The 23,316-nt window shown below is 73.4% G+C and carries 17 protein-coding genes; 13 read left to right on the top strand and 4 right to left on the bottom strand.

The window, feature by feature from the left end:
• Positions 1-11: 11 nt before the first annotated feature.
• The 9 genes from UIS43_RS06195 to UIS43_RS06155 all read left to right on the top strand — a co-directional run bounded on the left by UIS43_RS06195 (position 12) and on the right by UIS43_RS06155 (position 12,063).
• Complete coding sequence (locus tag UIS43_RS06195) at positions 12-1,634, top strand: FAD-dependent oxidoreductase (protein ID WP_370012729.1); 1,623 nt, start codon at positions 12-14, stop codon at positions 1,632-1,634.
• Positions 1,635-1,836: 202 nt separating this feature from the next.
• Positions 1,837-4,041: a hydantoinase/oxoprolinase family protein gene (locus UIS43_RS06190; RefSeq protein WP_370012727.1), complete on the top strand. Its 2,205-nt coding sequence runs from the start codon at positions 1,837-1,839 to the stop codon at positions 4,039-4,041.
• A complete protein-coding gene (locus UIS43_RS06185; protein WP_370012725.1) occupies positions 4,038-5,129 on the top strand; it encodes a hypothetical protein in 1,092 nt (363 codons plus the stop codon). Before UIS43_RS06190 ends, UIS43_RS06185 begins: the two co-directional genes overlap by 4 nt.
• Positions 5,126-6,469, top strand: coding sequence for a transporter (locus UIS43_RS06180; RefSeq protein WP_071622242.1), 1,344 nt, complete (start codon positions 5,126-5,128; stop codon positions 6,467-6,469). Before UIS43_RS06185 ends, UIS43_RS06180 begins: the two co-directional genes overlap by 4 nt.
• 308 nt (positions 6,470-6,777) lie before the next feature.
• Entirely contained in the window at positions 6,778-7,500 is a 723-nt protein-coding gene (locus tag UIS43_RS06175; protein WP_370012722.1) for a FadR/GntR family transcriptional regulator, read from the top strand.
• A gap of 49 nt (positions 7,501-7,549) precedes the next feature.
• Positions 7,550-8,446, top strand: coding sequence for an NAD(P)-dependent oxidoreductase (locus UIS43_RS06170; protein ID WP_013153535.1), 897 nt, complete (start codon positions 7,550-7,552; stop codon positions 8,444-8,446).
• 136 nt (positions 8,447-8,582) lie between these two features.
• Entirely contained in the window at positions 8,583-10,091 is a 1,509-nt protein-coding gene (locus UIS43_RS06165; RefSeq protein ID WP_370012720.1) for an SLC13 family permease, read from the top strand.
• Between the two features lie 68 nt (positions 10,092-10,159).
• Positions 10,160-11,035 (top strand): transketolase, encoded by an 876-nt coding sequence (locus UIS43_RS06160; protein ID WP_013153533.1) that lies wholly within the window; start codon positions 10,160-10,162, stop codon positions 11,033-11,035.
• Entirely contained in the window at positions 11,032-12,063 is a 1,032-nt protein-coding gene (locus UIS43_RS06155) for a transketolase family protein (protein ID WP_071622238.1), read from the top strand. Before UIS43_RS06160 ends, UIS43_RS06155 begins: the two co-directional genes overlap by 4 nt.
• 634 nt (positions 12,064-12,697) lie before the next feature.
• Here UIS43_RS06155 and UIS43_RS06150 read toward each other — a convergent pair.
• The 4 genes from UIS43_RS06150 to UIS43_RS06135 all read right to left on the bottom strand — a co-directional run bounded on the left by UIS43_RS06150 (position 12,698) and on the right by UIS43_RS06135 (position 18,234).
• The gene (locus UIS43_RS06150) at positions 12,698-13,999 is read right to left on the bottom strand and encodes a DUF222 domain-containing protein (RefSeq protein WP_370013232.1); all 1,302 of its coding nucleotides are present in this window, start codon (positions 13,997-13,999) and stop codon (positions 12,698-12,700) included.
• A gap of 666 nt (positions 14,000-14,665) precedes the next feature.
• Entirely contained in the window at positions 14,666-16,294 is a 1,629-nt protein-coding gene (locus tag UIS43_RS06145; protein ID WP_370012717.1) for a tripartite tricarboxylate transporter permease, read from the bottom strand.
• A 9-nt stretch (positions 16,295-16,303) separates the two neighbouring features.
• Complete coding sequence (locus UIS43_RS06140; RefSeq protein ID WP_370012715.1) at positions 16,304-17,020, bottom strand: tripartite tricarboxylate transporter TctB family protein; 717 nt, start codon at positions 17,018-17,020, stop codon at positions 16,304-16,306.
• Positions 17,021-17,226: 206 nt separating this feature from the next.
• The gene (locus UIS43_RS06135; RefSeq protein WP_041552736.1) at positions 17,227-18,234 is read right to left on the bottom strand and encodes a tripartite tricarboxylate transporter substrate binding protein; all 1,008 of its coding nucleotides are present in this window, start codon (positions 18,232-18,234) and stop codon (positions 17,227-17,229) included.
• A 158-nt stretch (positions 18,235-18,392) separates the two neighbouring features.
• Here UIS43_RS06135 and UIS43_RS06130 point away from each other — a divergent pair, with 158 nt between their 5' ends.
• The 4 genes from UIS43_RS06130 (at position 18,393) to UIS43_RS06115 (ending at position 23,300) form a co-directional block, all read left to right on the top strand.
• On the top strand, positions 18,393-19,286 hold the full coding sequence (locus UIS43_RS06130; RefSeq protein ID WP_013153526.1) for a LysR family transcriptional regulator: 894 nt from the start codon (positions 18,393-18,395) through the stop codon (positions 19,284-19,286).
• Between the two features lie 136 nt (positions 19,287-19,422).
• Positions 19,423-20,328 (top strand): 5-dehydro-4-deoxyglucarate dehydratase, encoded by a 906-nt coding sequence (kdgD, locus tag UIS43_RS06125; RefSeq protein ID WP_041553150.1) that lies wholly within the window; start codon positions 19,423-19,425, stop codon positions 20,326-20,328.
• A complete protein-coding gene (locus UIS43_RS06120) occupies positions 20,329-21,978 on the top strand; it encodes an aldehyde dehydrogenase (NADP(+)) (protein WP_013153524.1) in 1,650 nt (549 codons plus the stop codon).
• The gene (locus UIS43_RS06115) at positions 21,975-23,300 is read left to right on the top strand and encodes an enolase C-terminal domain-like protein (RefSeq protein WP_358457269.1); all 1,326 of its coding nucleotides are present in this window, start codon (positions 21,975-21,977) and stop codon (positions 23,298-23,300) included. The genes UIS43_RS06120 and UIS43_RS06115 overlap by 4 nt, the downstream gene beginning before the upstream one ends.
• Positions 23,301-23,316: the final 16 nt, after the last annotated feature.

The following is a 23,316-nucleotide window of genomic DNA, read 5'->3' as shown; positions in this document are numbered from 1 at the left end:
GAAAGGCTCCCATGACCGAGACCAGCACAGAGATCCTCGTCGTCGGCGGGGGGCTGGGCGGTGTGGCCGCGGCCCTGGCCGCCGCCGACTCCGGCCGCCGCGTGGTGCTGACCGAGGAGACCGACTGGATCGGCGGGCAGCTCACCGCGCAGGCGGTGCCGCCCGACGAGAACCCGTGGATCGAGCGCTTCGGTTCCACCGCCTCCTACCGGCGCCTGCGCGAGGGCATCCGCGACCACTACCGGCGCGCCTACCCGCTGCGGGCCGAGGCCGCCTCCTCGCTCACCCTCAACCCCGGCGCGGGCCGGGTCAGCAAGCTGTGCCACGAGCCCCGTGTGGCCCTGGCGGTGCTGGAGGAGATGGTGGGCCCGCACCGGGCGGCCGGGCGTTTGACCGTCCTGCTGCGCCACCGGCCGGTGGCCGCGCACACCGACGGCGACCGGGTGAGCGCGGTGGAGCTGGAGGACGAGCGGGGGCGCCGCCGCACGGTGAGCGCCGCCTACGTCCTGGACGCCACCGAGAACGGCGACCTGCTGCCGATGGCGGGCCTGGACCACGTCACCGGCGCCGAGGCGCGCTCGGAGCACGGCGAGCCGCACGCCCCCGAGGTGGCCGACCCGACCAACCTGCAGGGCATCACCTACTGCTTCGCGATGTCGCACCACCAGGGCGAGGACCACACCATCGAGCGCCCGGCGATGTACGACTTCTGGCGCTCCTACACGCCCGAGTTCTGGCCGGGGCCGCTGCTGGGCTTCTCCGCGCCCGACCCGCGCACGCTGGAGCCGGTGGCGCGCACGTTCGTGCCCAACCCCGACACCGACCCGCTCGCGGTGGCCGCCGACCAGAGTGCGGACGCGGGCGACAAGGAGCTGTGGGGTTTCCGGCGCATCCTGGCCCGGCGCATGCACCTGCCCGGCGCCTTCGACTCCGACATCACCCTGGCCAACTGGCCGCTCAACGACTACTGGCTCAAGCCCGCCCTGGAGATCGAGGGGCTGGTGGACGCCCGGACCGTCCGCGAGGCCCACGAGGAGGCCCGCCAGCTGTCGCTGTCGGTGCTGTACTGGCTCCAGACCGAGGCGCCCCGCTCCGACGGCGGCACCGGCTTCCCCGGGCTCAAACCGCGGCCCGACGTGACCGGCACGGAGACGGGTCTGGCCAAGGCCGCCTACGTGCGTGAGTCCCGGCGCATCCGGGCGGTCACCACCGTCACCGAGCACGACGTGTCCCTGGACCTGCTGGGTCCGCACGGCATCGTGCGCCGCCACGACTCGGTGGGGGTGGGCAGCTACCGCATCGACCTGCACCCCTCCACGGGCGGTGACAACTACGTGGACGTGGCCAGCGTCCCGTTCGAGATCCCGCTGGGGGCCCTGCTGCCCGAGCGGGAGACCAACCTGCTGCCCGCCGCCAAGAACGTCGGCACCACCCACATCACCAACGGCTGCTTCCGGCTGCACCCGGTGGAGTGGAACATCGGTGAGGCCGCCGGGCGGTTGGCCGCCTTCGCCCTGGAGCACGGCACCACGCCGCACGCCGTGCGCGCCAAGGACGAGCTGCTGGAGGCCTTCACCGCCGTGCTGGACCGCACCGGCGTCGAGCGCCACTGGCCCGACGTGCGCGGCTACTGACCTGCCCGCACCAGGGGCGGGCACCGCGCCTCCCGGGGCCTTCGGTCCGCCCGTCGTCCGCCACCGCCCGCCGGGGCGGACGACGGGCGGGCCACCGCTACCGACGGGCGCCGCGCGCGGCGCCCTCCTCCGGCCCGGGCGTTCGCCCCGGCTCCCCGCTGTCCCACTCCCCACCGCCCGACTCCCCACAGAAGGGGTGACCATGAGCGACGCGACCCCAACCCCGTCCCCGGGCCCCGGTTCCCGTCCCGGTCCCGTGCGCATCGGCATCGACGTCGGCGGGACCTTCACCGACGCCGTGGCCGTCAGCGCCACCACCTACGCCCTGCTGGGCCAGGTCAAGGTGCCCACCAGCCACGACCACGCCGACGGCGTGGCCCACGGCATCATGACCGCGCTGGAACGCCTGCTCGGCGACATCGGCGTGCGCGCCGAGGACGTGGGCTTCCTCGCCCACGGCACCACCCAGGCCACCAACGCCCTGCTGGAGGGCGACGTGGCCACCATCGGCATCGTCGGCGTCGGCAGCGGCTACGACGCCTTCGCCACCCGCAGGCTGCGCTCCCTGGGCAGACTGAGACTGGACTCGGGCCACCCGCTGCCCGTGCGCTACGCCGCGCTGCGCGAACCCGAACGTGAGGGCGCGGCCCTGGCCAGCGTGGACCAGGTGGTCGCCGAGGGCGCCGAGGTCGTCGTCGCCGTCGAACCCTTCAGCGTGGACGACCCCCGCGGCGAGCTGGCCGTGCTGGAGGCCGCCCGCGCCCGCGGGATTCCCGTCACCGCCACCCACGAGATCACCCAGCTCTACGGTCTGGGCAAACGCGCCCGCACCGCCGCGCTCAACGCCGGGGTCATGCCCCGCATGCTCCAGACCGCCGACCTGGTCGAGCGCAGCATCCACAAGGCCGGGGTCACCGCCCCGCTCATGGTCATGCGCTGCGACGGCGGCGTGATGTCGCTGCCCGAGATGCGCCACCGCCCCCTGCTCACCGTCCTCTCCGGGCCCGCCGCGGGTGTGGCGGGCGCCCTGATGGGCGAGAAGGTCAGCGAGGGCGTGTTCCTGGAGACCGGCGGCACCTCCACCGACATCAGCGTCATCCGGCGCGGGCGGGTGCAGATCCGCCACGCCCGCCTGGGCGGCAAGGAGACCTACCTGTCGGCGCTGGACGTGCGCACCGTCGGCGTCGGCGGCGGCTCCCTCGTCCGCGTCGGCGGGGGCGAGGGCCCCGGCCGGGCGAGCCTGACCGACGTGGGACCGCGCAGCGCCCACATCGCCGGGCTGCCCTACGCCTGCTTCGCCGATCCGGCCGAGCTGGAGGGCGCCCGCCTGGTGCGGATCAGCCCCATGGCCTCCGACCCGGGCGACCACGCCGTCCTGGAGAGCGGCGGGCGGCGCTTCGCACTGACCGTGACCTGCGCCGCCAACGCCGCCGGGCTCGTCCCCGAGGGCGACTACGCCCGCGCCGACGCCCGTGCGGCCCGCGCCGCCCTCGCACCCCTGGCCGAGGCCCTGGGCGTGGAGGTGGAGGAGGCCGCCCGCGCGGTGCTGCACAAGGCCACCGAACGCGTGGCCGCGGTCGTGGACGAGATGGCGGGCGACTACGGCCTGGACCGGCAGGTGTGCACCCTGGTCGGCGGGGGCGGCGGCGCGGCCACCGTCACCCCCTACCTGGGACAGCGCACCGGGCTGGAGGCGCGCATCGCCGCGCACAGCGAGGTCATCAGCCCCCTGGGTGTGGCGCTGGCGCTGGTGCGCGAGTCGGTGGAGCGCATCATCCCCGGCGCCACCCACGCCGACGTGCTCGCGGTGCGCGCCGAGGCCGAGCAGGCGGTGCTGCGCCAGGGCGCGGACCCGGCGGGGATCGAGGTGGACGTCACCGTCGACCCCCAGCGCAACCTGGTGGCGGCCGTGGCCACGGGCGCCACCGAGCTGCGCACCAAGGACCGCACCGCCACCGCCGACGCCGAGGCCGGGGCGCGGGCCGCCGCGGCGGCCAGCCTGGGCGCCGCGCCGGCCGAACTCACCGAGTACGCGGCCAACGGTCAGTACCGGGTGTTCGGGCTGGTGCGCAGGCCCGGCGGGCCGCTGGGGCGCTTCGCCCGCGAACGCACCCACGTCCGGGTCGTGGACGCCGAAGGGGTGGTGCGCCTGCACAGCGCCGACGCCCAGGTGGACACGCTGGTGGCCGCCGAGGCCGAGGGGCGGCTCAAGGACCTGGTGGCCGAGCGCACCGCCTACGGCGACGGCGGGGCGCTGCCCCCGGCGGTGTGGCTGCTGCTGGGGCCCAAGTTCGCCGACCTGTCGGGGGTGCTGGACCCGGGGCACCTGGTGGCGCTGGCCTCGGCGGAGATCGCCCGCCGCGCCCCCGACGAGACGGTCATCGCGGTCATGGAGAAGCGGCGGTGAGCGCGCACACGCCGCCGCGCGCGGCCCGCGAACCGCGTTCCCCCGCGTCCGGCCCGCCGGAACGCCCCGGGCGCGCCGAGCGCGCGCCCCGGCGTGAGGCGCCGGGGCGGGCGGGCCGACCGAAACCCCCGTGGCACACGGACCGCCCGGACCGCAGGGAAACAGGGGACCGGGCGCAGGCGCCCGGCGGGCACGACACGGGCGTCGCCCCCGAGCTGGCCGAGGAGTACGCGCGCATCGGCGCCGCCTCCGAGGAGGAGCTGGCCGCCGACCTGCTCGCGCTGACCGCCACCCACGAGGGCCGCGACCGCGACCTGCTGCTGTCCTGGGCCGCCACGGCGCTGCGCTTCGGTGAGCGCATGGCCGACGAGGACGCCGCGAGTGCCGGAGCGTCCGGGGACCCCGGGGCCGCTGGGCCCGCCGGGGTTGCCAGGACGGGAGGGAGCACGGGGGCCAAAGGGGGCTCTGAGGGCTCTCAAGGGACCTCATGCAGCTCGGGTGCTTCAGAGGCCCCAAGCGGGTCAGGCGCCTCAGACACCCGTGAGGTCCCAAGCGGCTCTGGTGCCCCGGGTGCCACGGGTTCCTCGGGTGCGGTGAGCGCTCCGAGTCGCACGGGTCCTTCGGACCTGCGTGTGGAGGAGCGGGCCTCGGGCGGGCTGCGTCCGGGCGAGGTCCTGCTCGCCGAGTATTTGCACCGGGCCTCCGGCGACCGGGTGGTCGTCTACGCCGACGCCCTCGACCACGCCCACCGCGTGGCCCGCGACGCCGGGTGGGGCCGCGACCTCACCCCCGAGGCCCTGCGCGAGACCGCGCTGGCCCACGAGCACGCCCACCGGATGCTGCACGACGGACGGGGCCGCGCGCTGCGGCGCGAACTCGACCACGTCCTGGTGCGCCTGGGGCCGCTGCGCCTGCGCGGCCACGTGGTCGGCGCCGACGAGATCGCCGCGCACGCCTACGCCCGCCGTCGCGCGGGGCTGCGCCGCAGCCCGATCGCGCTCACCGCGGCCATCGCCGCCACCCTTGCCCACCGGGGTACGGGCCACGACCGGCCCGCCCCGCGAACCTCCCCCGGAGAACGCCCGTGACCGCCTTCGCGATCCTCCTCGCCATGGCGGTGGGCGTCGGCCTGATGCTGACGCGCCGCCTGCCCACCGCCTTCGCCCTCGTCCTGCTCTCCGTCGCGATCGCGCTCATCGCGGGCGCCCCGCTCGTGGGGGAGGAGGGCAGCGTCACCGGGACCGTCGTCCAGGAGGGCGCCCCGCGCCTGGCCGCGACCATGATCGCCATCCTCCTGGGCAGCTGGCTGGGCACGCTGATGTCCGAGGCGGGGATCGCCTCCACCCTCGTACGCAAGATCGTGGAGTTCGGCGGTGAACGCCCCTCGCTGGTGGCCGTCGGCGTCTTCGTCGTCGCGATCCTGTGCGGCAGCATCACCGGTTCGGCGCCCGCGGCCATGCTCGCCGGTGTGGTGGGCATCCCCGCGATGATCGCGGTGGGGGTCACCCCCACCGTCGCGGCCGGGACCGTGCTGGTGGGCATCGCCGCCGGACTGCCCCTGGAGCTGATCAACTGGCAGTTCCTGTCCGACGCCATCGGGGTGCCGGTCTCCACCGTCCAGCACTTCCAGCTGCGCCTGTTCCCGATCGCGCTGGCGGGCGGGCTGGCCTACATCCTCATCGAGATGCGCCGCAGGGGCGCCCGGCACACCTGGGCGGTGCGGGTCCCGGCCGGGGCCGGGGGCAGCGGTTCCGGCGGCGCCGGGACGAGGCCGCCGAGCCGCCGCCAGCGGGCCGCCGAGCGGCGCAGGCGGCGGGGGGACGCGCCCTGGTACGCGCTGGTCACGCCGCTGGTGCCGATCGTGCTGGCGCTGGGGCTGCACGTGCCCATCGTGCCCTCGCTGCTGGCCGGGGTGGTCTTCGCGCTGTTGACGGCCGTGCCGTGGCGGGAGATGTCCTCCACCGCGCTGCGCACGCTCTACCGGGCCTTCGACGTGGCCGCGCCGCCCATCGTGCTGTTCATCGCGATCGGCATGCTGCTGGCGGCGGTGAACCTGCCCGGGGCGGTCTCGGCGCTCACGCCGGTGGTGACCGCGATCAGCCCCAGCAGCCCGTGGCTGTTCGTGCTGGTCTTCGCCGTGCTGGTGCCGCTGGCCCTGTACCGGGGGCCGATGAACATCTTCGGTCTGGGCGCGGGTGTGGCCGGTGTGCTCATCTCCGGCGGTATCTACCCGGCTCCGGCGGTGCTGGGGCTGATGGCCTCCTACGGCCAGGTGCTGGGGGTGTCGGACCCCACCAGCACGCAGACGGTGTGGAGCGCGCAGTACGCGGGGGTGCGCCCGGAGCGGTCGATGCTCTCGACGCTGCCCTACACGTGGGTGATCGCCGTCGCCGGGTTGGTGCTGACGGTGTTCCTGTACCTGGTGTGAGGCTGGTGGGGCCGGGCGTGAGCCGGGCCCGAGGGAGCGGCGGGGAGTCCTTCGGGGCTGCCCGCCGCGCTGTGCGCGGGGCCCGTCCGGTGCGGAGTCGAGGCTGTGGACACCCGTGGCGGGGGAGGCGTCCCGGTCCCGGATCCGGGCGGGCGCCGGCCTTCGCGGTGGTACGGCATCGGCCCTTCGGGGCGGTACACGACACCGGGCCTTCACAGGGCGGAAATATTGGCCTTACCAATCCATTGACGCCCGCGACCTGCGACTTGTACGCTTCCTCGCATTGGTCAGGCCAATCAGGAGGTGCGGTGGACACGAACTTCGACGCCCTGGTCGAGGCGCTGGCGCCGGAGGCCCGGGCCTCGGGAACCGAGGCGCGCCTGATGACGGAGCGGGAGCTGGCCGAGCGGCTGGGCACGAGCCGGGCCACCGTCCGGGAGAACCTCGGCAGCCTGGAGATGCTCGGCATGGTGCGCCGCACCCAGGGGGCGGGAACGTTCTTCACCAAGCCCGACGCCTCCTTCGTCCAGTTCCTGTTCGGCCTGATGTCGAAGTTCGGCCACATCGACGACGGCAGCGTCGAACGCGCCCGGGAGATGATGGAGGTCGCCGTGGTCCAGGAGGCCGCCGACCGCGCCGACGAGGAGGACGTGCGCGTGCTGCGCGGCCACGTCGAGGACATGGTCCGCGCCACCGCCGCGGGCGACGCCGAGGCCGGGCACGAGGCCGACTACGCCTTCCACAAGAAGCTGTTCCAGATCGCCGACAACCCGGTGATCGAGTTCTTCGTCGACGGCATGAGCCTGGCGCTCAAGGACGTCCTCGCCCACAAACGGGCCCTGGCCCTGGACATCGAGGCCCGCGCCGCCGGGGGCGGCGCCGAGGGACCCCGCAGGACGGACACCGTCCACACGCCCATCGTCGACGCCGTCGAGGCGCACGACCGCAGCGCCGCCGCGGCCGCGATGGTGGAGCACTTCACCCTGTGGCGCCGCATCACCGAGGGCGCCGCGCCCGCCGACGGGCGCTAGCCGGACACCGCCTGGCCCGAGACACCCCCGCGGGGGAGAAGGAAGACACATGGACACCACACCAGTTCCACAGCCATGCCCGAAAACGGCCGTGATGTTCGTCGGCGTCGGCGCCATCGGCCTGCCCATGGCCCTGCAGGTCGCCGCGGCCGGGCACACCGTGGTCGGCGTGGACCCCTCGCCGCGGCGCCGCGAGGAGGCCCGGAACCAGGGCCTGCGCGCCCAGCCCGACACCGCGGGGATCGGTGAGGCCGACGTCGTCATCGTCATGGTCGCCACCCCCGACCAGCTGCGCGCGGCCGTCACCGCCCCGGGCGGCGCCCTGGAGGCCATGCGCGCCGACGCGGTGCTCGTGGTCATGAGCACCGTCGGACCCGGCCCCGTGCGCGAGGTCGCCGACCGCGCCCGCGAGCGCGGGGTGCGGCTGCTGGACGTGCCGGTCACCGGAGGGGTGGCCGGGGCCCGGCGCGCGGCCCTGACCCTGTTCGCCTCCGGCGACCCCGAGGCCCTCCGGCGGTGCGGGCCGGTGCTGGAGGCGATGGGCACGGTCCGCGACTGCGGAGACCAGGCCGGACGCGGACAGTCCTACAAGGTCGTCAACCAGCTCCTGTGCTCGGTGCACATCGCCGCCGCGGCCGAGGCGCTGGCCCTGGCCGAACGCCTCGGGCTCGACCCCGCCGACGTGCTGGAGGCCGTCTCCGGCGGCGCCGGGGGCTCCTGGATGCTCGGCGACCGCGGCCCGCGCATGCTGCCGGACGGCCCCGACGAGATCACCAGCACCATCGGGATCTTCGTCAAGGACTCCGGGCTCGTCGCCGACACCGCCGAGGAGGCCGGGTTCTCCGCCCCGCTGCTCCTGGCCGCCCGCGGCGCCTACACCAGGGCCGCCGAGGCCGGTCTGCTCGACCACGACGACTCCCAGGTCATCCGGGTCTACCGGGACTGACCCCGCCGGGCCCCGTACCCGGCCCCCACCGCCCCCCGTCCCCGCGCGGCGCCGACGGTCCCCTCAGCATGCCCGGAAATCGCCTTCCGGACGGTGCGCGGGACCCGCGCCGCCACGACAGAGAGAACCCGAGCCCATGGACGCCCTCGTACTCGCACTGATCGCCCTGGGGGCGATCGGAGCGCTACTCGTCCTCATCATCCGTTTCAACGTCCCCGCCTTCGTCGCGCTCCTGCTGGTCAGCGTCGGTACCGCCCTGGCCACGGGCATGCCCTTCGAGGACGTGGTGCCCACCATCGTGGAAGGGCTGGGCGACACCCTGGGCAACGTGGCCCTCCTGGTGGGGCTGGGCGCGATGCTCGGCGCCATCGTCGAGCACTCCGGCGGCGCGGACGCGCTCTCCGAGCGCTTCAGCGCGCTGCTCGGCCCGGCCAGGGTCGGCGTGGCGCTGCTGATCGCCTCGTCGGTGATCGCGGTGCCGATCTTCTTCGACGTCGCCTTCATCGTCCTGGTCCCGATCGTCTACGCCTTCTCGCGGGCGGCCCGCCTGCCCTCGCCCATGCGCATCGGCCTGCCCATCGCCGGGCTGATGCTCTTCATCCACGTGGTGCTGCCGCCCCACCCCGGCATCGTCGGCAGCTCCGTGCTCACCGGGGCCGACATGGGGCTGGTCACCCTCCTGGGCGCCGCGCTCATCCTCCCGGTGGGAGTGGTCGCCCACTACACGGCGAAGCTGCTCAACCGGCGCGCGTACGCCATGCTGGCCTCCACCGCCGAACTGTACGAGCAGAACACCGGTGAACCCGGAACCGGCGGTACGGACGGCGCGCGACCCTCCGAGGACGCGAACGGCACGGACTCCTCCGGCGGCGCCGGGACCCCGGACGGCACCGGCGGTACGGGCGGTATCGGCGGGGCGGGCGCCTCCGGCACGGCCAAGGTCTCCGTCCGCCCCCGGGTGGAGCCGCAGCGCCCGCCCAGCGCCGCCGCGGTGATCACGGTCATCGCCGTCCCCATCCTCATGATCGGCCTCCAGACCGTCGCCGGACTCTTCCTGGAGGAGGGCTCCACGGCCCTGCGCTTCCTGACCATGGTCGGGGCCCCGCCCTTCGCGCTGCTCACCGGCTGTCTGCTGGCCCTGTACCTGCTGGGCGTGCGCCGCGGCTGGTCGATGCGTTCGGTCGGCTCGGTCATGGACGCCGCGCTCGCCCCGGCGGCGGTGGTCGTGTTCGTGACCGGAGCGGGCGGCGCGTTCGCCGGGGTGCTCACCGCCAGCGGCATCGGCGAGGTGCTCTCCGAGAGCATGCTCGGCCTGGGGCTGCCCCTGCTGCTCCTGGCCTTCTGCCTGGCCGCGCTGCTGCGGGCGGCCCAGGGATCGGCCACCGTCTCGGCCCTGACCACCTCCGGGCTCCTGGCCGAGGCCATCGCCTCGGGCGGGTACAGCGGCCTGGAGATCGCCCTGGTCAACCTCGCCATCGGCTGCGGCGCCATCTGCCTGTCCCACGTCAACGACTCGGGCTTCTGGATCGTCTCGCGCTACCTGGGCCTGTCGGTGCGCGACGCCCTGCGCACCTGGAGCGTGCTCGTCACGGTCCTGGGAACGAGCGGGTTCGCCCTCGTCGGCCTCACCTGGGCGCTGGTCTGAACCCCCGCGTCCCGGACGGGACGCGCCGCCCCCCGAACCACACCCTTCGCACACCGAGGAAGGTCCCTATGAACCAGACCGCCACCAGACCCGGAGGCGTCGTCGACACCGCCAGGTTGGAACGGCTGCGCGCCGCCGCCTACCGCATCCGGCTCAACGCCCTCACCCAGGCCCAGGTCCAGGGCCAGGGCTACATCGGCCAGGCCCTCGGGTTCGCCGACGTGCTCGCCGCCCTGTACGCCGACCACCTGCGGCTGCGCCCCGAGGAGCCGGAGTGGGAGGGGCGCGACCGCTGCCTGCTCAGCATCGGCCACTACGCCATCGCCCTGTACGCCGCCCTGGCCGAGGCGGGGATCATCCCCGAGGAGGAGCTGACCACCTACGCCACCGACGACTCGCGCCTGCCGATGTCGGGCATGGCCACCTACACGCCGGGGATGGAGATCTCCGGCGGCTCCCTGGGCCACGGGCTGGGGATCGCGGTGGGCGTCGGACTGGGGCTGCGCCGCAAGGGCAACCCCGCCCGCGTGTACAACCTGCTCTCCGACGGCGAGCTCAGCGAGGGCTCCACGTGGGAGGCGGTGCAGGCCGCGGCCCACCACCGCCTGGACAACGTCACCGCGATCGTGGACATGAACCGCCAGGTGGCCGACGGGCCCGCCCAGGAGGTCATGGGCACCGAACCCGCCGACGAGAAGCTGCGCGTCAACGGGTGGCACACCCTGCGGGTGGACGGCAACGACGTGGCCGCCGTCGCCGCGGCCCTGGACGAGCTGCGCGAGCACCGGGGCTCGCCCACCGCGCTGGTGTGCGACACCAGGATCGGCGCGGGGGTGCCGATGCTGGAGAGCAGGGAGAAGCTGCACTTCATGCGGGTGGCCGAGGACGAGTGGCAGACCGCGCGCGAGCAGCTGCGCCAAGGATACGAGGGGTACACGGCATGAGCACCACCACCAGCAGCAGCACCACTGGCACCGGCGGCGTCGGTGGCACCGGTGGCAGGAAGCTGACGTCGGACGCCATGATCGCCTCGATCGCGGAGGAGGGCGCGCGCACCGTCCAGGCGCCCCTGGGGCACGCCCTGGTGCGCGCCGCGCGTGAGGACGAGCGCGTCGTGGGGTTGTCGGCGGACCTGGCCAAGTACACCGACATGCACGTCTTCCGCGACGCCATGCCCGACCGCTTCCACCAGATGGGCATGGCCGAACAGGTGATGATGGGCGCCGCGGCCGGGCTGGCGATGGAGGGGTTCGTGCCCTTCGCCTCCACCTACTCGGTCTTCGCCACCCGCCGCGCCTACGACTTCCTGTGCCTGGACATCGCCGAGCCGCGCCTGAACGTCAACGTCGTCGCGGCGCTGCCCGGACTGACCACCGGCTACGGGCCCAGTCACCAGGCCACCGAGGACATCGCCCTGCTGCGGGGCATCCCCGGGATGGTGATCGTGGACCCGTGCGACTCGGTGGACATCGAGCAGGCGGTCCCGCAGTTGATCGCGCACGAGGGGCCGACCTACACCCGCATCCTGCGCGGCGCGGTGCCCACGGTGCTGGACGAGTACGACTACGAGTTCCGGCTGGGCGAGGCCGCGCTCCTGCGCGGCGGTGACGACGTCCTGTTCGTCTCCTCGGGGATGATGACCGAGCGGGCGCTGCGCGCCGCCGCGGAGCTGGAGGCCGACCGGATCGGTGTGGCGGTCCTGCACGTGCCCACCATCAAGCCGCTGGACGTGGAGACGGTCCTGGAGCAGGTGGGCCGGGACCGCAGGGTGTTCGTGCTGGAGAACCACTCGGTCGTCGGCGGGTTGTTCGAGTCGGTGGCCTCCGCGCTGGTCCAGCGCGGGGTGGTCCGGCGGATGGAGCACATCGGGCTGCCGGACGAGTTCCTGGACGCGGGGGCGCTGCCCACCCTCTACGACCGCTACGGCGTGTCCGTGCCCCGGATCGTGGAGAGGGTGCGCGCCTCGTTGTGACGGACCGGATCGGTCCGGGGCAGGTCGGTCCGGATCGGTCCGGGGCAGGTCGGTCCGGGTCGGAGTCGAGCCGGGTCGGGGCGGGACGAGGCACGAGATGACGTGACGAGGTTGGTTCCGTCGGTCGGCGAAGAGAGCCGGGGTCCGTGAAGGTGCGGCGGGGAGTTCTTCGGGGCTCCCCGCCGCACCTGTTCGGGGAAGCGGGGTACGCGAGGCAAGCGGTCAACGCTTGCCGTTCGCGCGTGGTTGCTCGCTCCGGCGGTGGCACCAGCTGCCGCGTAGTGGTGCGGGGGGGTGACCAACGGTTGGTGTTCGGGGGTGGTGGGGCTCTGCTGCGTTGGCAGCGAAGGCGGCGAGGGCCTGGGGGCTCCACTCAACGCCCTGGTTGCGGGTGGTGGCCGGAGGTAGCGTCGCCAGCTGCCGCGTAGTGGTGCGGGAGGGCGATCAACGGTTGTTGTGCGCGCGTGGTGGGGCTTTGCTGCGTTGGCACCAAAGGCGGCGGGGCTGTCGGGCCTCGGGCAGCGGTACCGGCCCCTGGGGTGGGGGTGGGCGACGGTGGCAGCGACCACGGTGGGCGCGGGGCCCGGGCCGCCTGTCGGGCGCGGGCATGCCGGGGACCGGCACGACCCGGGAGTCATTCCCGGGGCGGTGGATCCGGATCCCCGCCGGGCGGGTGGTCTCCTCCCCGTCCCCGCCGCTGTCCTTGGCGGTGTGTGCGCAGTTCGCGTTGGTACTTGGCCCGGTTGTGCGGCCCGCACAGCGGTTGGAGGTTGGCGACCACGGTGCGCCCTCCCCGGGAGAACGAGGTGACGTGGTCGGCTTGACAGAGGGCGACTGGCACTTCGCATCCGCCCGGGTGGGCGCAGGTGGCGTGTCCGTGGAAGGCGGCGGTGCGTTGGCGGGTTGAGGCCAGGCGGCGGCTGTGGCCCACATCCAACACCTGTCCGGTGGGCGGTGCGGTGAGCATCCGCACCACCTCGGAATCGGCGGCGAGTTCGTGGACCAGCCCGACCGGGATCACCCGACCGTGCTCGTCCAACGCGGGAACCTCTTGGCCTTGGGCGTCCAGGTAGGTCTGCACGGGCACCACGATGCGGATCTGCGCCAATGGAGCCGGAGCGTTGGCGCATCCGGTGTGGGTGGTGGCGAAACGCAGCGCCGCGATGAGCGCGTCGTGCTCGCGCTGGGACCGGGACCGGGTGTCCTGGTCCGAGGGTGGGGTGGTGAAGGTGTCGATGGCCGCGCGCACGATCAACGCATCCCCGGACCCGCCCCAGGCCTGGAGTTGGTAGCTGCCCTGGAACGTGTCATGGACCGTCAGTCCACGGGCGGCATGGGCGGCTTCGTGGTCGCGGTCCAGGCGGTGGGGGTCCAAACGGTAGGCGACCTGGCGGGCCACCGACTGGAGCTGGTTGACCGACAACGCGGGCCGCTCCGCCTTGGCGGCCACCAGAGCCGCTTCGAACCCCTGCCGATACTCCACCTGGTCGGGAAAGTGGTCCTCATCGCGGGTCTGGACGGCTTTGTCGGTGGCTTTGGCGATCGCGACCGCCTCACCCAACACCACCCTGCCCTCAGCTACTGCTTGGGCAGTGGCGGGCAGCGTCTCCTCCTGCACGTGCTGGACCAGACGAGCCAAATCCTTGGCCTGAGCGGTGGGCATCGTGCCGTGGTGCACCAACCACTTGTCCAGCGTGGAGTAGCCGCTGTAGCGGGCGACCTCACCGCGCGCGTACAAGCGCGCCATCCGCGCCAACGCCTGATACCGGATCTGGTCCAGCTGGGCCCACAGCGCCGCGATCTCCTCAGCGGCGGCCTCGTCGGCCCCGGGCGGCACTTCGGCGTTCAACGCCTGGTGGACGATCTCGCGCGCACCGGCCAGCGCGGCCACGGCCGGGGAACATTCCCCGGGGGCCGCCTCGGGCGCTGCGATCATCATCTCCATGCTTCTTATTATAGGCCAGCGTCCGCCATTTCTCCACTATTCACAGCCGGAATTAGAAGCCTTTCTTTCCTGGGGTCGCTCTTGATTGAAAGGCTGCAATTGGGGCGGGCTCAAAAGGTGTCTGAAAACGCGCACCTGGAATGACGGCTGGCATTGGTGTTGCCGTCGCCCTCCCCGGCCGCAGGGGTCGGGGTCGTTGCCCGAGGCTGGAGGGCCTGCTTGCCGTTGGTGCCGACGCAGCAGAGCCCGACCCTCCCTACACCCTGAGCGTTGGTCGCCCTCCGGTGGCCGCTCTCGCCTTTGGTGCCGCTTTTCGTCGGCCGCCCCCGCCCTCACCCGACGCGCACCGTTTTCCGCGGGCCATGCCACTTCGCGGTAGCTGGCGCGCTTTCGTTGCCGCCAGAAACCCCCGACGAGAAGGGCGTAGGGGAGAGACCTGTGGGCGGCCCCTCCCTGCCCCTCGATCCATTATCCTTATTGGTCGCCGAGTGTTTCAGGGCATGCCACAACGCCTACTGGGTGGGATCCCCCCTATTTCCAGGAAACCATCACCACGCCACCCACGACCACCCCCAACACCCACCTGTGGAAAACACGGGAACGGCCCCGGACGGATCGCCCGGGGCCGGAACACTGTCTGGAGGAAACGGAAACCGGTCAGGCGTCCGTCCTCCCTGCGGGTTCCTCGCTCCTACCCTCACCAGCGCCACTACCGCCGCCGTCACCACTACCGCCGCCGTCACCACTGCCACTGGCACCACCACTGGCACTGCCACTGCCACTGCTACTGCCATCGACCCGGCCCCGGTACCACCGCCACAGAGCGCGCGCCAGCGGCAGCACGATCACCACCGCCAACAGCAGCAACAGCGTTCCCGAGATCGGCCGTGTCAGGAACCCCGTGGGGTCCCCGTCGAAGAGCAGCAGCGACCGGCGCAGCGAGCTCTCCAGCAGTGAACCCAGGACGAAGGCCAGCACCAGCGGCCCCGGGTCGAAGCCGAACTTCTTCATCAGGTAGCCCAACAGTCCGAAGACCACCACCAGCACGATGTCGAACACGTTGTTGCGCACCGTGTACACGCCCACCAGCGTGATCAGCACCGTGATGGGCGCCAGGATCGTCGGGCGCACCCGCAGGATCCGCACGAACAGCCCCACCAGCGGAATGCTCATGATCAGCAGCAGGATGTTGCCGATGTACATCGAGTTGATGACGCCCCAGAACAGCTCCGGCTCCTGGGTCACCAGCTCCGGTCCCGGCGGCACACCCTGGATGAGCAGCGCGCCGAAGATGATCGCCATCGTCGCGTTCGCCGGGATGCCCAGGGTCAGCAGCGGGATGAACGAGGAGGTGGCGGCGGCGTTGTTGGCCGTCTCGGGAGCGGCGACGCCCTCCACCGCGCCCCTGCCGAAGCGCTCGGGGTCGCGTGAGCGCCGCTTCTCCATCGCGTAGGCCGCCAGGGAGGACAGGGTGGCGCCTCCGCCGGGCAGGATGCCCAGCGCGAAGCCGATGAGCGAACCCCGCCCGATCGCGCCCGACGACTGGCGCAGGTCCTTGCGCGAGGGCCAGGTGTTGGTGACCTTGAGGGGCTTCTTCGGCGCCCGGTGGCGTTCCTCCAGGCTGTGCAGGATCTCCCCGATGCCGAACAGGCCCATCGCGATCGGCACGAAGTCGATCCCGTCGGACAGCGCCATGGAGTCGAAGGTGAAGCGTTCGGCACCGGTGAAGGTGTCCAGCCCGACCGTGGCCAGCAGCAGGCCCACGCCGGCGGCGATGACCGCCTTGATCCGGCTGCCGTTGCCGACGGTGGACACCAGCAGGATGCCCAGCAGCGCCAGCGCGGTGTACTCGGGCGGGCCGAAGTCCAGGGCGAAGCTCGCCACCAGGGGCGCGACCAGGGACAGGGCCACGATCGACACGGTCCCGCCCACGAACGAGCCCACGGCCGCGATGCCCAGCGCCGTCCCGGCCCGGCCCTGGCGGGCCAGCATGTGGCCGTCGAAGACCGTCACCACCGAGGACGCCTCGCCGGGCAGGCGCAGCAGGACCGAGGTGATCGTCCCCCCGTACTGGGCGCCGTAGAAGATGCCCGCGAGCATGATGATCGCGGTCACCGGTTCGAGGCCGAAGGTCAGGGGGAGCAGGATCGCGATCGTGGCCGCGGGCCCGAGCCCGGGCAGGACCCCGACCAGCATGCCGACCACGACGCCGATCAGGCAGTAGAGCAGGTTGACCGGTTCGAGGACGACACCGAACCCGTTGATCATGGGTGTCAGGGAATCCATCGTTGTGTCCTAGAAGAGGTGGGGGATCGGCACGGCCAGCAGGCCGACGAAGACGACGTAGAAGGCGACCACGATCAGGACCGAGGCGATGGAGGACAGGCGCCACGACTCGCCCCCGAGGAAGCGCAGCCACACGAAGGCCAGGAGCGCCGAGGGGATCTCGAAGCCGATCACGCCGACCACGGCGACGAAGCCGACCATGGTGGCGACCCCGGCCAGGACCTTCCAGGAGGAGGCGGAGAAGACCTCGGTGTCGTCGGTGCGGCGGGTCAGCCCCAGCAGGACCACGCCCAGCGCGGCGATCGCCGCGCTGACGAGCAGGGGCCAGGTGCCCGAGCCGGGGTCGGCGGGGGTGCCCGGGCCGAGCGCCCAGGACCCGGCGATCCCGGCCGCGCCCAGGGCGATGACGGTCAGGGCCACCGCGGTGTTGGCCCAGGGGCCCAGGGGCTTCGGCGGTTCCTCCTCCTCCGGGTCGGGCGCGGTCTCCTGCGACTGGGCCTCCTGCGACTGGGCCTCCTGCGACTGGGCCTCCTGCGTTCCGGCCTTCCGCGACCCGGCCCCCTCCGGAGCGGCTTCCTCCGGAACGGTGCGCTCCGGAACAACCCCCTCTGGAACGGTCCGCTCCGGAACGACCCGCTCCCGGTCGGCCCCCTCCGGCCCGACACGCTGCGGATCGGCCTGTTGCGCGCCGGGTTCCGGGCCCGCGGGCGCGGCGTCCCGTGCCACGGCCTCCCGCTCCGGATCGGACTGCTCCGCGGCGGCCCGCTGCGCCGCGCTCTCCCGCGCGCCGCCTTCTCGTGCAGTGCTCTCCTGCCGGGAGCCCTTCTGCCGGGCGCTCTCCCGCCCGGCGGCCCCCCGCGTGGTGGGTTCCCTCGCGGCGGGCTCCCCTGCGGCGGACGCGGATCCCTGCGCGCGCCGGGTACGGGGCGCGCTCACCGGCCCTCGCCCATGTCGATGCCGTACTCCTCCACCATGGAGGCGTACTCCTGCGCGAAGGAGGACCACTCCTCGGTCAGCTCGGCGGGCTCCAGCTCGTGCGGGGTGAGCAGGTTGTTCTCGTTGAACTCCTGGTAGGCGTCGCTGGCGAAGACCTCGGTGAACGCCGTGCGCAGCCGCTCCACGACCTCCTCGGGCGTGCCCTGGGGGGCGACCACGGCCCGGTACTGCGAGACCCGCACGTCGTACCCGGCCTCGACCGCGCTGGGGACGTCGGGCAGGTACTGGTTGCGCTCCTCGGCGAAGGTGGCCAGGGGGGTGATCTCACCGGCCTCGATCTGGGCGATCGCCTCGCCGAGCTGGACCGAGGCCACGTCCACCTGCTCGCCCAGGACGGCGGTCAGGGTGGGGGAGCCGCCGTCGAAGGGGACGGGGGTGCCCGGGATCCCGGCCTGCTCGAACAGCAGCGCCTGGGACAGCTGGCTGCCGGTGCCCACCCCGGTGGTGCCGTAGTCGACCTCGTCGCCGGAGTCGACGAGGTCCTGGAGGGTGTCGTAGTCGGAGGAGGCCGCGGTGACGAGCACGTAGTCGTCGCGTGAGACGCCGGTGACGACCTCGTAGTCGGCGATGTCGACCGCCTCCTCCTCCGAGACCGCCAGAGGGGTGATCGCGGTGAGGGAGGCGTTGATGACGAGCAGGTTCTGGCCGTCGGGCTCCTGGGAGGCGAGTTCGTTGGCGGCCAGGGCGCCGTTGGCGCCGGGGGTGTTGACCACGGGGAGCGCGACGCCGAGCCCCTCCTGCGCGCCGTCGGCCAGCGCTCGGGCGATGAGGTCGGTGCTGCCGCCCGGGTCCTGTCCGACCATCACGGTGATCGGCCCCCGGGGGAACTCGCCCCCGGCGGAGCCCCCGCCGGACAGGTTCCCGCCGCAGGCCGCCAGCGACACGGTGAGCCCCGCTGCGAGGACCGGGGCCGCGCCCCGGCGGGCGCGGCTCCTGTGCGGCATGTGGGTCATGGTTCCCCGCCTTTCTTGTGGCCGCCGTCCGCACACGTCGGAGGGTTCTGTGTGAACGCGGTCACGTACTTCGGTGAGTGGCAGCATAGGAACACGCGATCATGCATGTCCAAGTCGAATACGGCATAAGCTGATACCTTCCGTGCATCATGTTCTCTTTCGACCAGTTGCGCGGTTTCGTCGCCGTCGCCGAGGAACTCCACTTCGGGCGGGCCGCGGAGCGGCTGTCCATGACCCAGCCCCCGCTCAGCCGCCAGATCCAGAAGCTCGAACGCGTCGTGGGCGTGCGCCTGCTGGAGCGCGACCGGCGCCACGTGGTCCTGACCGCGGCGGGGGAGGCCTTCCTGATCGAGGCCCGGCGTCTGCTGTCCCTGGCCGAGAGCGCGCCGGACCTGGCGCGGCGCATCTCCCAGGGGTCGCGGGGCACGCTGCGGATCGGCTTCACCGCGGCCTCCTCCTACGGCCTGCTCGGGGACATGATCAACTCCGTGGAGAGGCAGCTGCCGGAGATCACCGTCGAGCTGTTCGAGATGGTCACCAAGGAACAGGCCGCGGCCCTGCTCTCGGGTGAGATCGACATGGGCCTGGCCAGGCCGCCCCTGGACACCGACCTGTTCGGGTCGCGGGTCCAGCTCCGCGAGCGGTTGCTGGTCGCGGTGCCCGAGGCGCACCCGCTGGCGCGTCGCACGGGTCCGCTGTCCGCCGACGACCTGGTGGACGTGCCGCTGATCATGCACTCGCCGATCAAGGCCCGCTACTTCTACGACCTCGTGGTCGGCCTGCTGCCCATCGCCCACCAGAACGTGGTGCACACGGTCAGCCAGGTCATGACGATGGTCTGGCTCGTCGCCGCCGGGCGCGGGGTCGCCTTCGTGCCCGCCTCGGCGACCGGTCTGGGCGTGGCGGGGGTGGCCTACCGCGAGCTGGAGGGGCTGCCCGAGAACCCCGTCGAACTCCACCTCATCTGGACCCACGACTCGCCCAATCCCGTCGTGCCGAGGGTGCTCCAGGCGTGGCCCGCCGCCGACGGAGGAGGCTCCTGATACCCGGTGGGTATCAGTTGATGCCCAACGAATCTTGGACAGCATCGAACGACGCTCCGTACGGTAGCGGCAACACCGTGCGGGCCCGCCACCCCCGGGGCCCGAGCCGCAGAACCGAGGACGACACGTGAACGCGATGCACCCAGACGACCTGGCCGGACGGCTCAGGTCCGGGCTCCTGTCCTTCCCCGTGACCCACTTCGACGGCGACCTGGCCTTCGACGAGGAGCGCTACCGGGAGCACCTGGCCTGGCAGGCCAGCCACGACGTGGCCGGGCTGTTCGCCGCCGGGGGCACCGGTGAGGGCTTCTCCCTCACCCCGGCCGAGATCGACCGCGTGGTGCGCACGGCGGTCGACGAGGTCGGGGGCCGGGTCCCGGTGCTCGCCCCGGCCACCGGCGGCACCGCGGCGGCCGCCCTGCAGGCCCGCGCCGCCCAGGAGGCGGGCGCGGACGGGATCCTGCTCATGCCGCCCTACCTCACCGAGGCCGGGCAGCCCGGCCTGGTCGAGCACGTCAGCGCGGTCTGCCGGGCCACCGACCTGGGGGTGGTCGTCTACAGCCGGGCCAACGCCGTGCTCGACGACCGCTCCGTGGCCGAGCTGGCCGAGCGCAACCCCAACCTCATTGGTTTCAAGGACGGCGTCGGCGACATCGAGGCGATGACCCGCGTCTACGCCCGGGTCGGCGACCGGCTGGTCTACATCGGCGGCCTGCCCACCGCGGAGACCTTCGCGCTGCCGCTGCTGGAGCTGGGGGTGAGCACCTACTCCTCGGCGATGTACAACTTCGCGCCCGAGTTCGCCCTGGGCTTCTACGCCGACGTGCAGGCCCGCGACAGGGAGTCGGTGTACCGCAAGCTCAACGACTTCGTCATCCCCTACCTGGACATCCGCGACCGCATGCGCGGCTACGCGGTCTCCATCGTCAAGGCCGGGCTCGACGCCGCGGGACGCCACGGCGGACCCGTCCGGCCGCCCCTGACCGCACTCACCCGGGCCGAGCGCGACGAGCTGTCCGCGCTGGTCGGAAAGGTTGCCTGAATGGCCGAGCACACTCCGGACCCGAAGGGCACGAACACGGGCACGGCCGCGGACGTCCTCGGACCGCTGGTGGCCTGCGCTCCCGTCGAGGGCGGGGCCGGGACCCTGCGCGCGACCGACCCCGCCACGGGGGAGGAGTTCGGCGAGCCCGTGGGCCTGGTGGACTCCGGCCAGATCCAGGAGGCCACCCGCGCCGCCGAGCAGGCCCTGGACGCCTTCCGCGCCCAGTCGCCAGCCGAGCGCGCCGACTTCCTGCGCCGCGTCGCCGACAACATCGACGCCCTGGGCGACGCGCTCGTGGACCGGGCGGTGCGCGAGAGCGGCCTGCCGCGCCAGCGCCTGACGGGGGAGCGGGCCCGCACCACCGGCCAGCTGCGCATGTTCGCCGACGTCGTGGCCCAGGGCGACGCCCTGGGCGCCCGCATCGACCCGGCGCTGCCCGACCGCACCCCCCAGCCCCGCCCCGACCTGCGCCTGGCGCACATCCCCGTCGGCCCCGTGGTGGTCTTCGGCGCGAGCAACTTCCCCCTGGCCTTCTCCACCGCCGGGGGCGACACGGCCGCGGCCCTGGCCGCCGGGTGCCCGGTGATCGTCAAGGGCCACAACGCCCACCCCGGCACCGCCGCGCTGGTCGGGCGCGCCGTGGCCGACGCGGTGCGCGAGAGCGGCCTGCCCGGCGGCGTGTTCTCCCTGTTGTTCGGGGAGGGCAACGGCATCGGACAGGAGCTGGTCGCCGACCCGCGCGTGAAGGCCGTGGCCTTCACCGGGTCGCGGGGCGGCGGGCTGGCCCTGATGCGGGTGGCGGCCGAGCGCCCCGAGCCGATCCCGGTCTTCGCCGAGATGTCCTCGGTCAACCCCGTGTTCGTGCTGCCCGGCGCGCTCGCCGGGCAGGGCGCCCAGGACCTGGCCGGGGCCTACGTCGCCTCGCTCACCCTGGGATCGGGGCAGTTCTGCACCAACCCCGGGCTGGTGTTCGTCCCCTCCACCCCGGACGGGGACCGGTTCGTGGAAGCCGCCGCGCGCCTGGTGGCCGACGCCACCGGCCAGACGATGCTCACCGCGCCCATCGCCGCGGCCTTCCGCGACGGGGTGGAGGCGCTGGAGGGGCGTTCGGAGGTCGTGCTGCGGGCCAGGGGCGGCGAGGGGGAGGGCCCCAACGCGCCGGCCCCGGCCCTGGCCGAGGTGTCCCTGGCCGACCTCACGGCCGACCCGCGCCTGAGCGAGGAGGTCTTCGGCGCCGCGGGCACGGTGGTGCGCTACCCCGACGCCGCCGCGCTGCCCGCCGCGCTGGAGGGGCTGGAGGGCCAGCTCACCGCGACCCTGCACGCCGACACCGGCGACGCCGACGACCTGGCGGCGGCGCGCGCCCTGCTGCCGGTGCTGGAGCGCCGCGCGGGCCGCGTCCTGTTCGGGGGCTGGCCCACTGGGGTGGAGGTGACCCACGCGATGGTCCACGGCGGCCCCTTCCCCGCCACCTCCGACGGCCGGGGCACCTCGGTGGGCAGCCTGGCCCTGCACCGGTTCCTGCGGCCGGTCAGCTACCAGGACATGCCCGACGCCCTGCTGCCGCCCGCACTGCGCCAGGACAACCCCTGGCGGCTGAACCGACGAGTCGAGGGCACCGTCGTGCCCGGAGGAGACCCCGCATGAGCACGCCCACCATCGCCTCCGTCGACGTGGTGCCGGTGGCCGGACGCGACAGCATGCTGCTCAACCTCAGCGGCGCCCACGGCCCCTTCTTCACCCGCAACATCGCCATCCTCACCGACAGCGAGGGGCGCACCGGCCTGGGCGAGGTCCCCGGCGGCGAGCCCATCCGCGCCACCATCGCCGACGCCGCCGAACTGCTCGTCGGACGCCCCGTCGCCGAGCTCAACCCCCTCCTGCGCCGCGTCCAGGACGCCTTCGCCGACCGCGACCGGGGCGGGCGGGGCGAGCAGACCTTCGACCTGCGCACCACCGTGCACGCGGTCACCGCCCTGGAGTCGGCCCTGCTCGACCTGCTGGGCCAGCACCTGGGCGTGCCCGTCTGCGACCTGCTCGGCGAGGGCCGCCGACGCGAGCGGGTGCCCATGCTGGGCTACCTGTTCTACGTCGGCGACCGCGACCGCACACCGCTGCCCTACCCCGAGGCCAAGGACCCCGCCGACGACTGGGAGCGCCTGCGCACCGAGCCCGCGCTCACCCCCGAGGCCGTCGTCGCCCTGGCCGAGGCGGCCCGGAGCCGCTACGGCTTTCGCGACTTCAAGCTCAAGGGCGGGGTGCTGGCGGGCGAGGAGGAGGCCGCGGCGGTCCGCGCCCTGGCCGCGCGCTTCCCCGACGCCCGCGTCACCATCGACCCCAACGGCGCCTGGTCGCTGGCCGAGGCGACCGCGCTCTGCTCCGGCCTGCACGGCGTCCTGGCCTACGCCGAGGACCCCTGCGGCGCCGAGGGCGGCTACTCCGCGCGCGAGGTCATGGCGGAGTTCCGGCGGGCCACCGGCCTGCGCACCGCCACCAACATGATCGCCACCGACTGGCGCCAGATGGCGCACAGCGTGCGCGTCAACGCGGTGGACATCCCGCTGGCCGACCCGCACTTCTGGACCATGCGCGGCTCGGTGCGCGTGGCACAGCTGTGCGAGGACTTCGGTCTGACCTGGGGCTCGCACTCCAACAACCACTTCGACATCTCCCTGGCGATGTTCACCCACGTGGGAGCCGCCGCCCCCGGCGACATCACCGCCCTGGACACCCACTGGATCTGGCAGGACGGGCAGGCCCTGACCCGCAGGCCCCTGCGGATCGAGGACGGCGCCGTCACCGTGCCCACCGCCCCCGGCCTGGGCGTGGAGCTGGACCGCGACGCCCTGGCCGCCGCGCACGAGCTGTACCTGGAGCACGGCCTGGGCGCGCGCGACGACGCCGCGGCCATGCGACACCTCGTCCCCGACTGGACCTTCGATCCCAAACGCCCCGCGATGGTGCGCTGAACCCCCCGTCCCTCCC

It is taken from the genome of Nocardiopsis sp. LDBS0036 (assembly GCF_041228755.1).
Taxonomy (GTDB): domain Bacteria; phylum Actinomycetota; class Actinomycetes; order Streptosporangiales; family Streptosporangiaceae; genus Nocardiopsis; species Nocardiopsis dassonvillei.
This window is presented reverse-complemented; position numbering and strand designations above follow the sequence as displayed.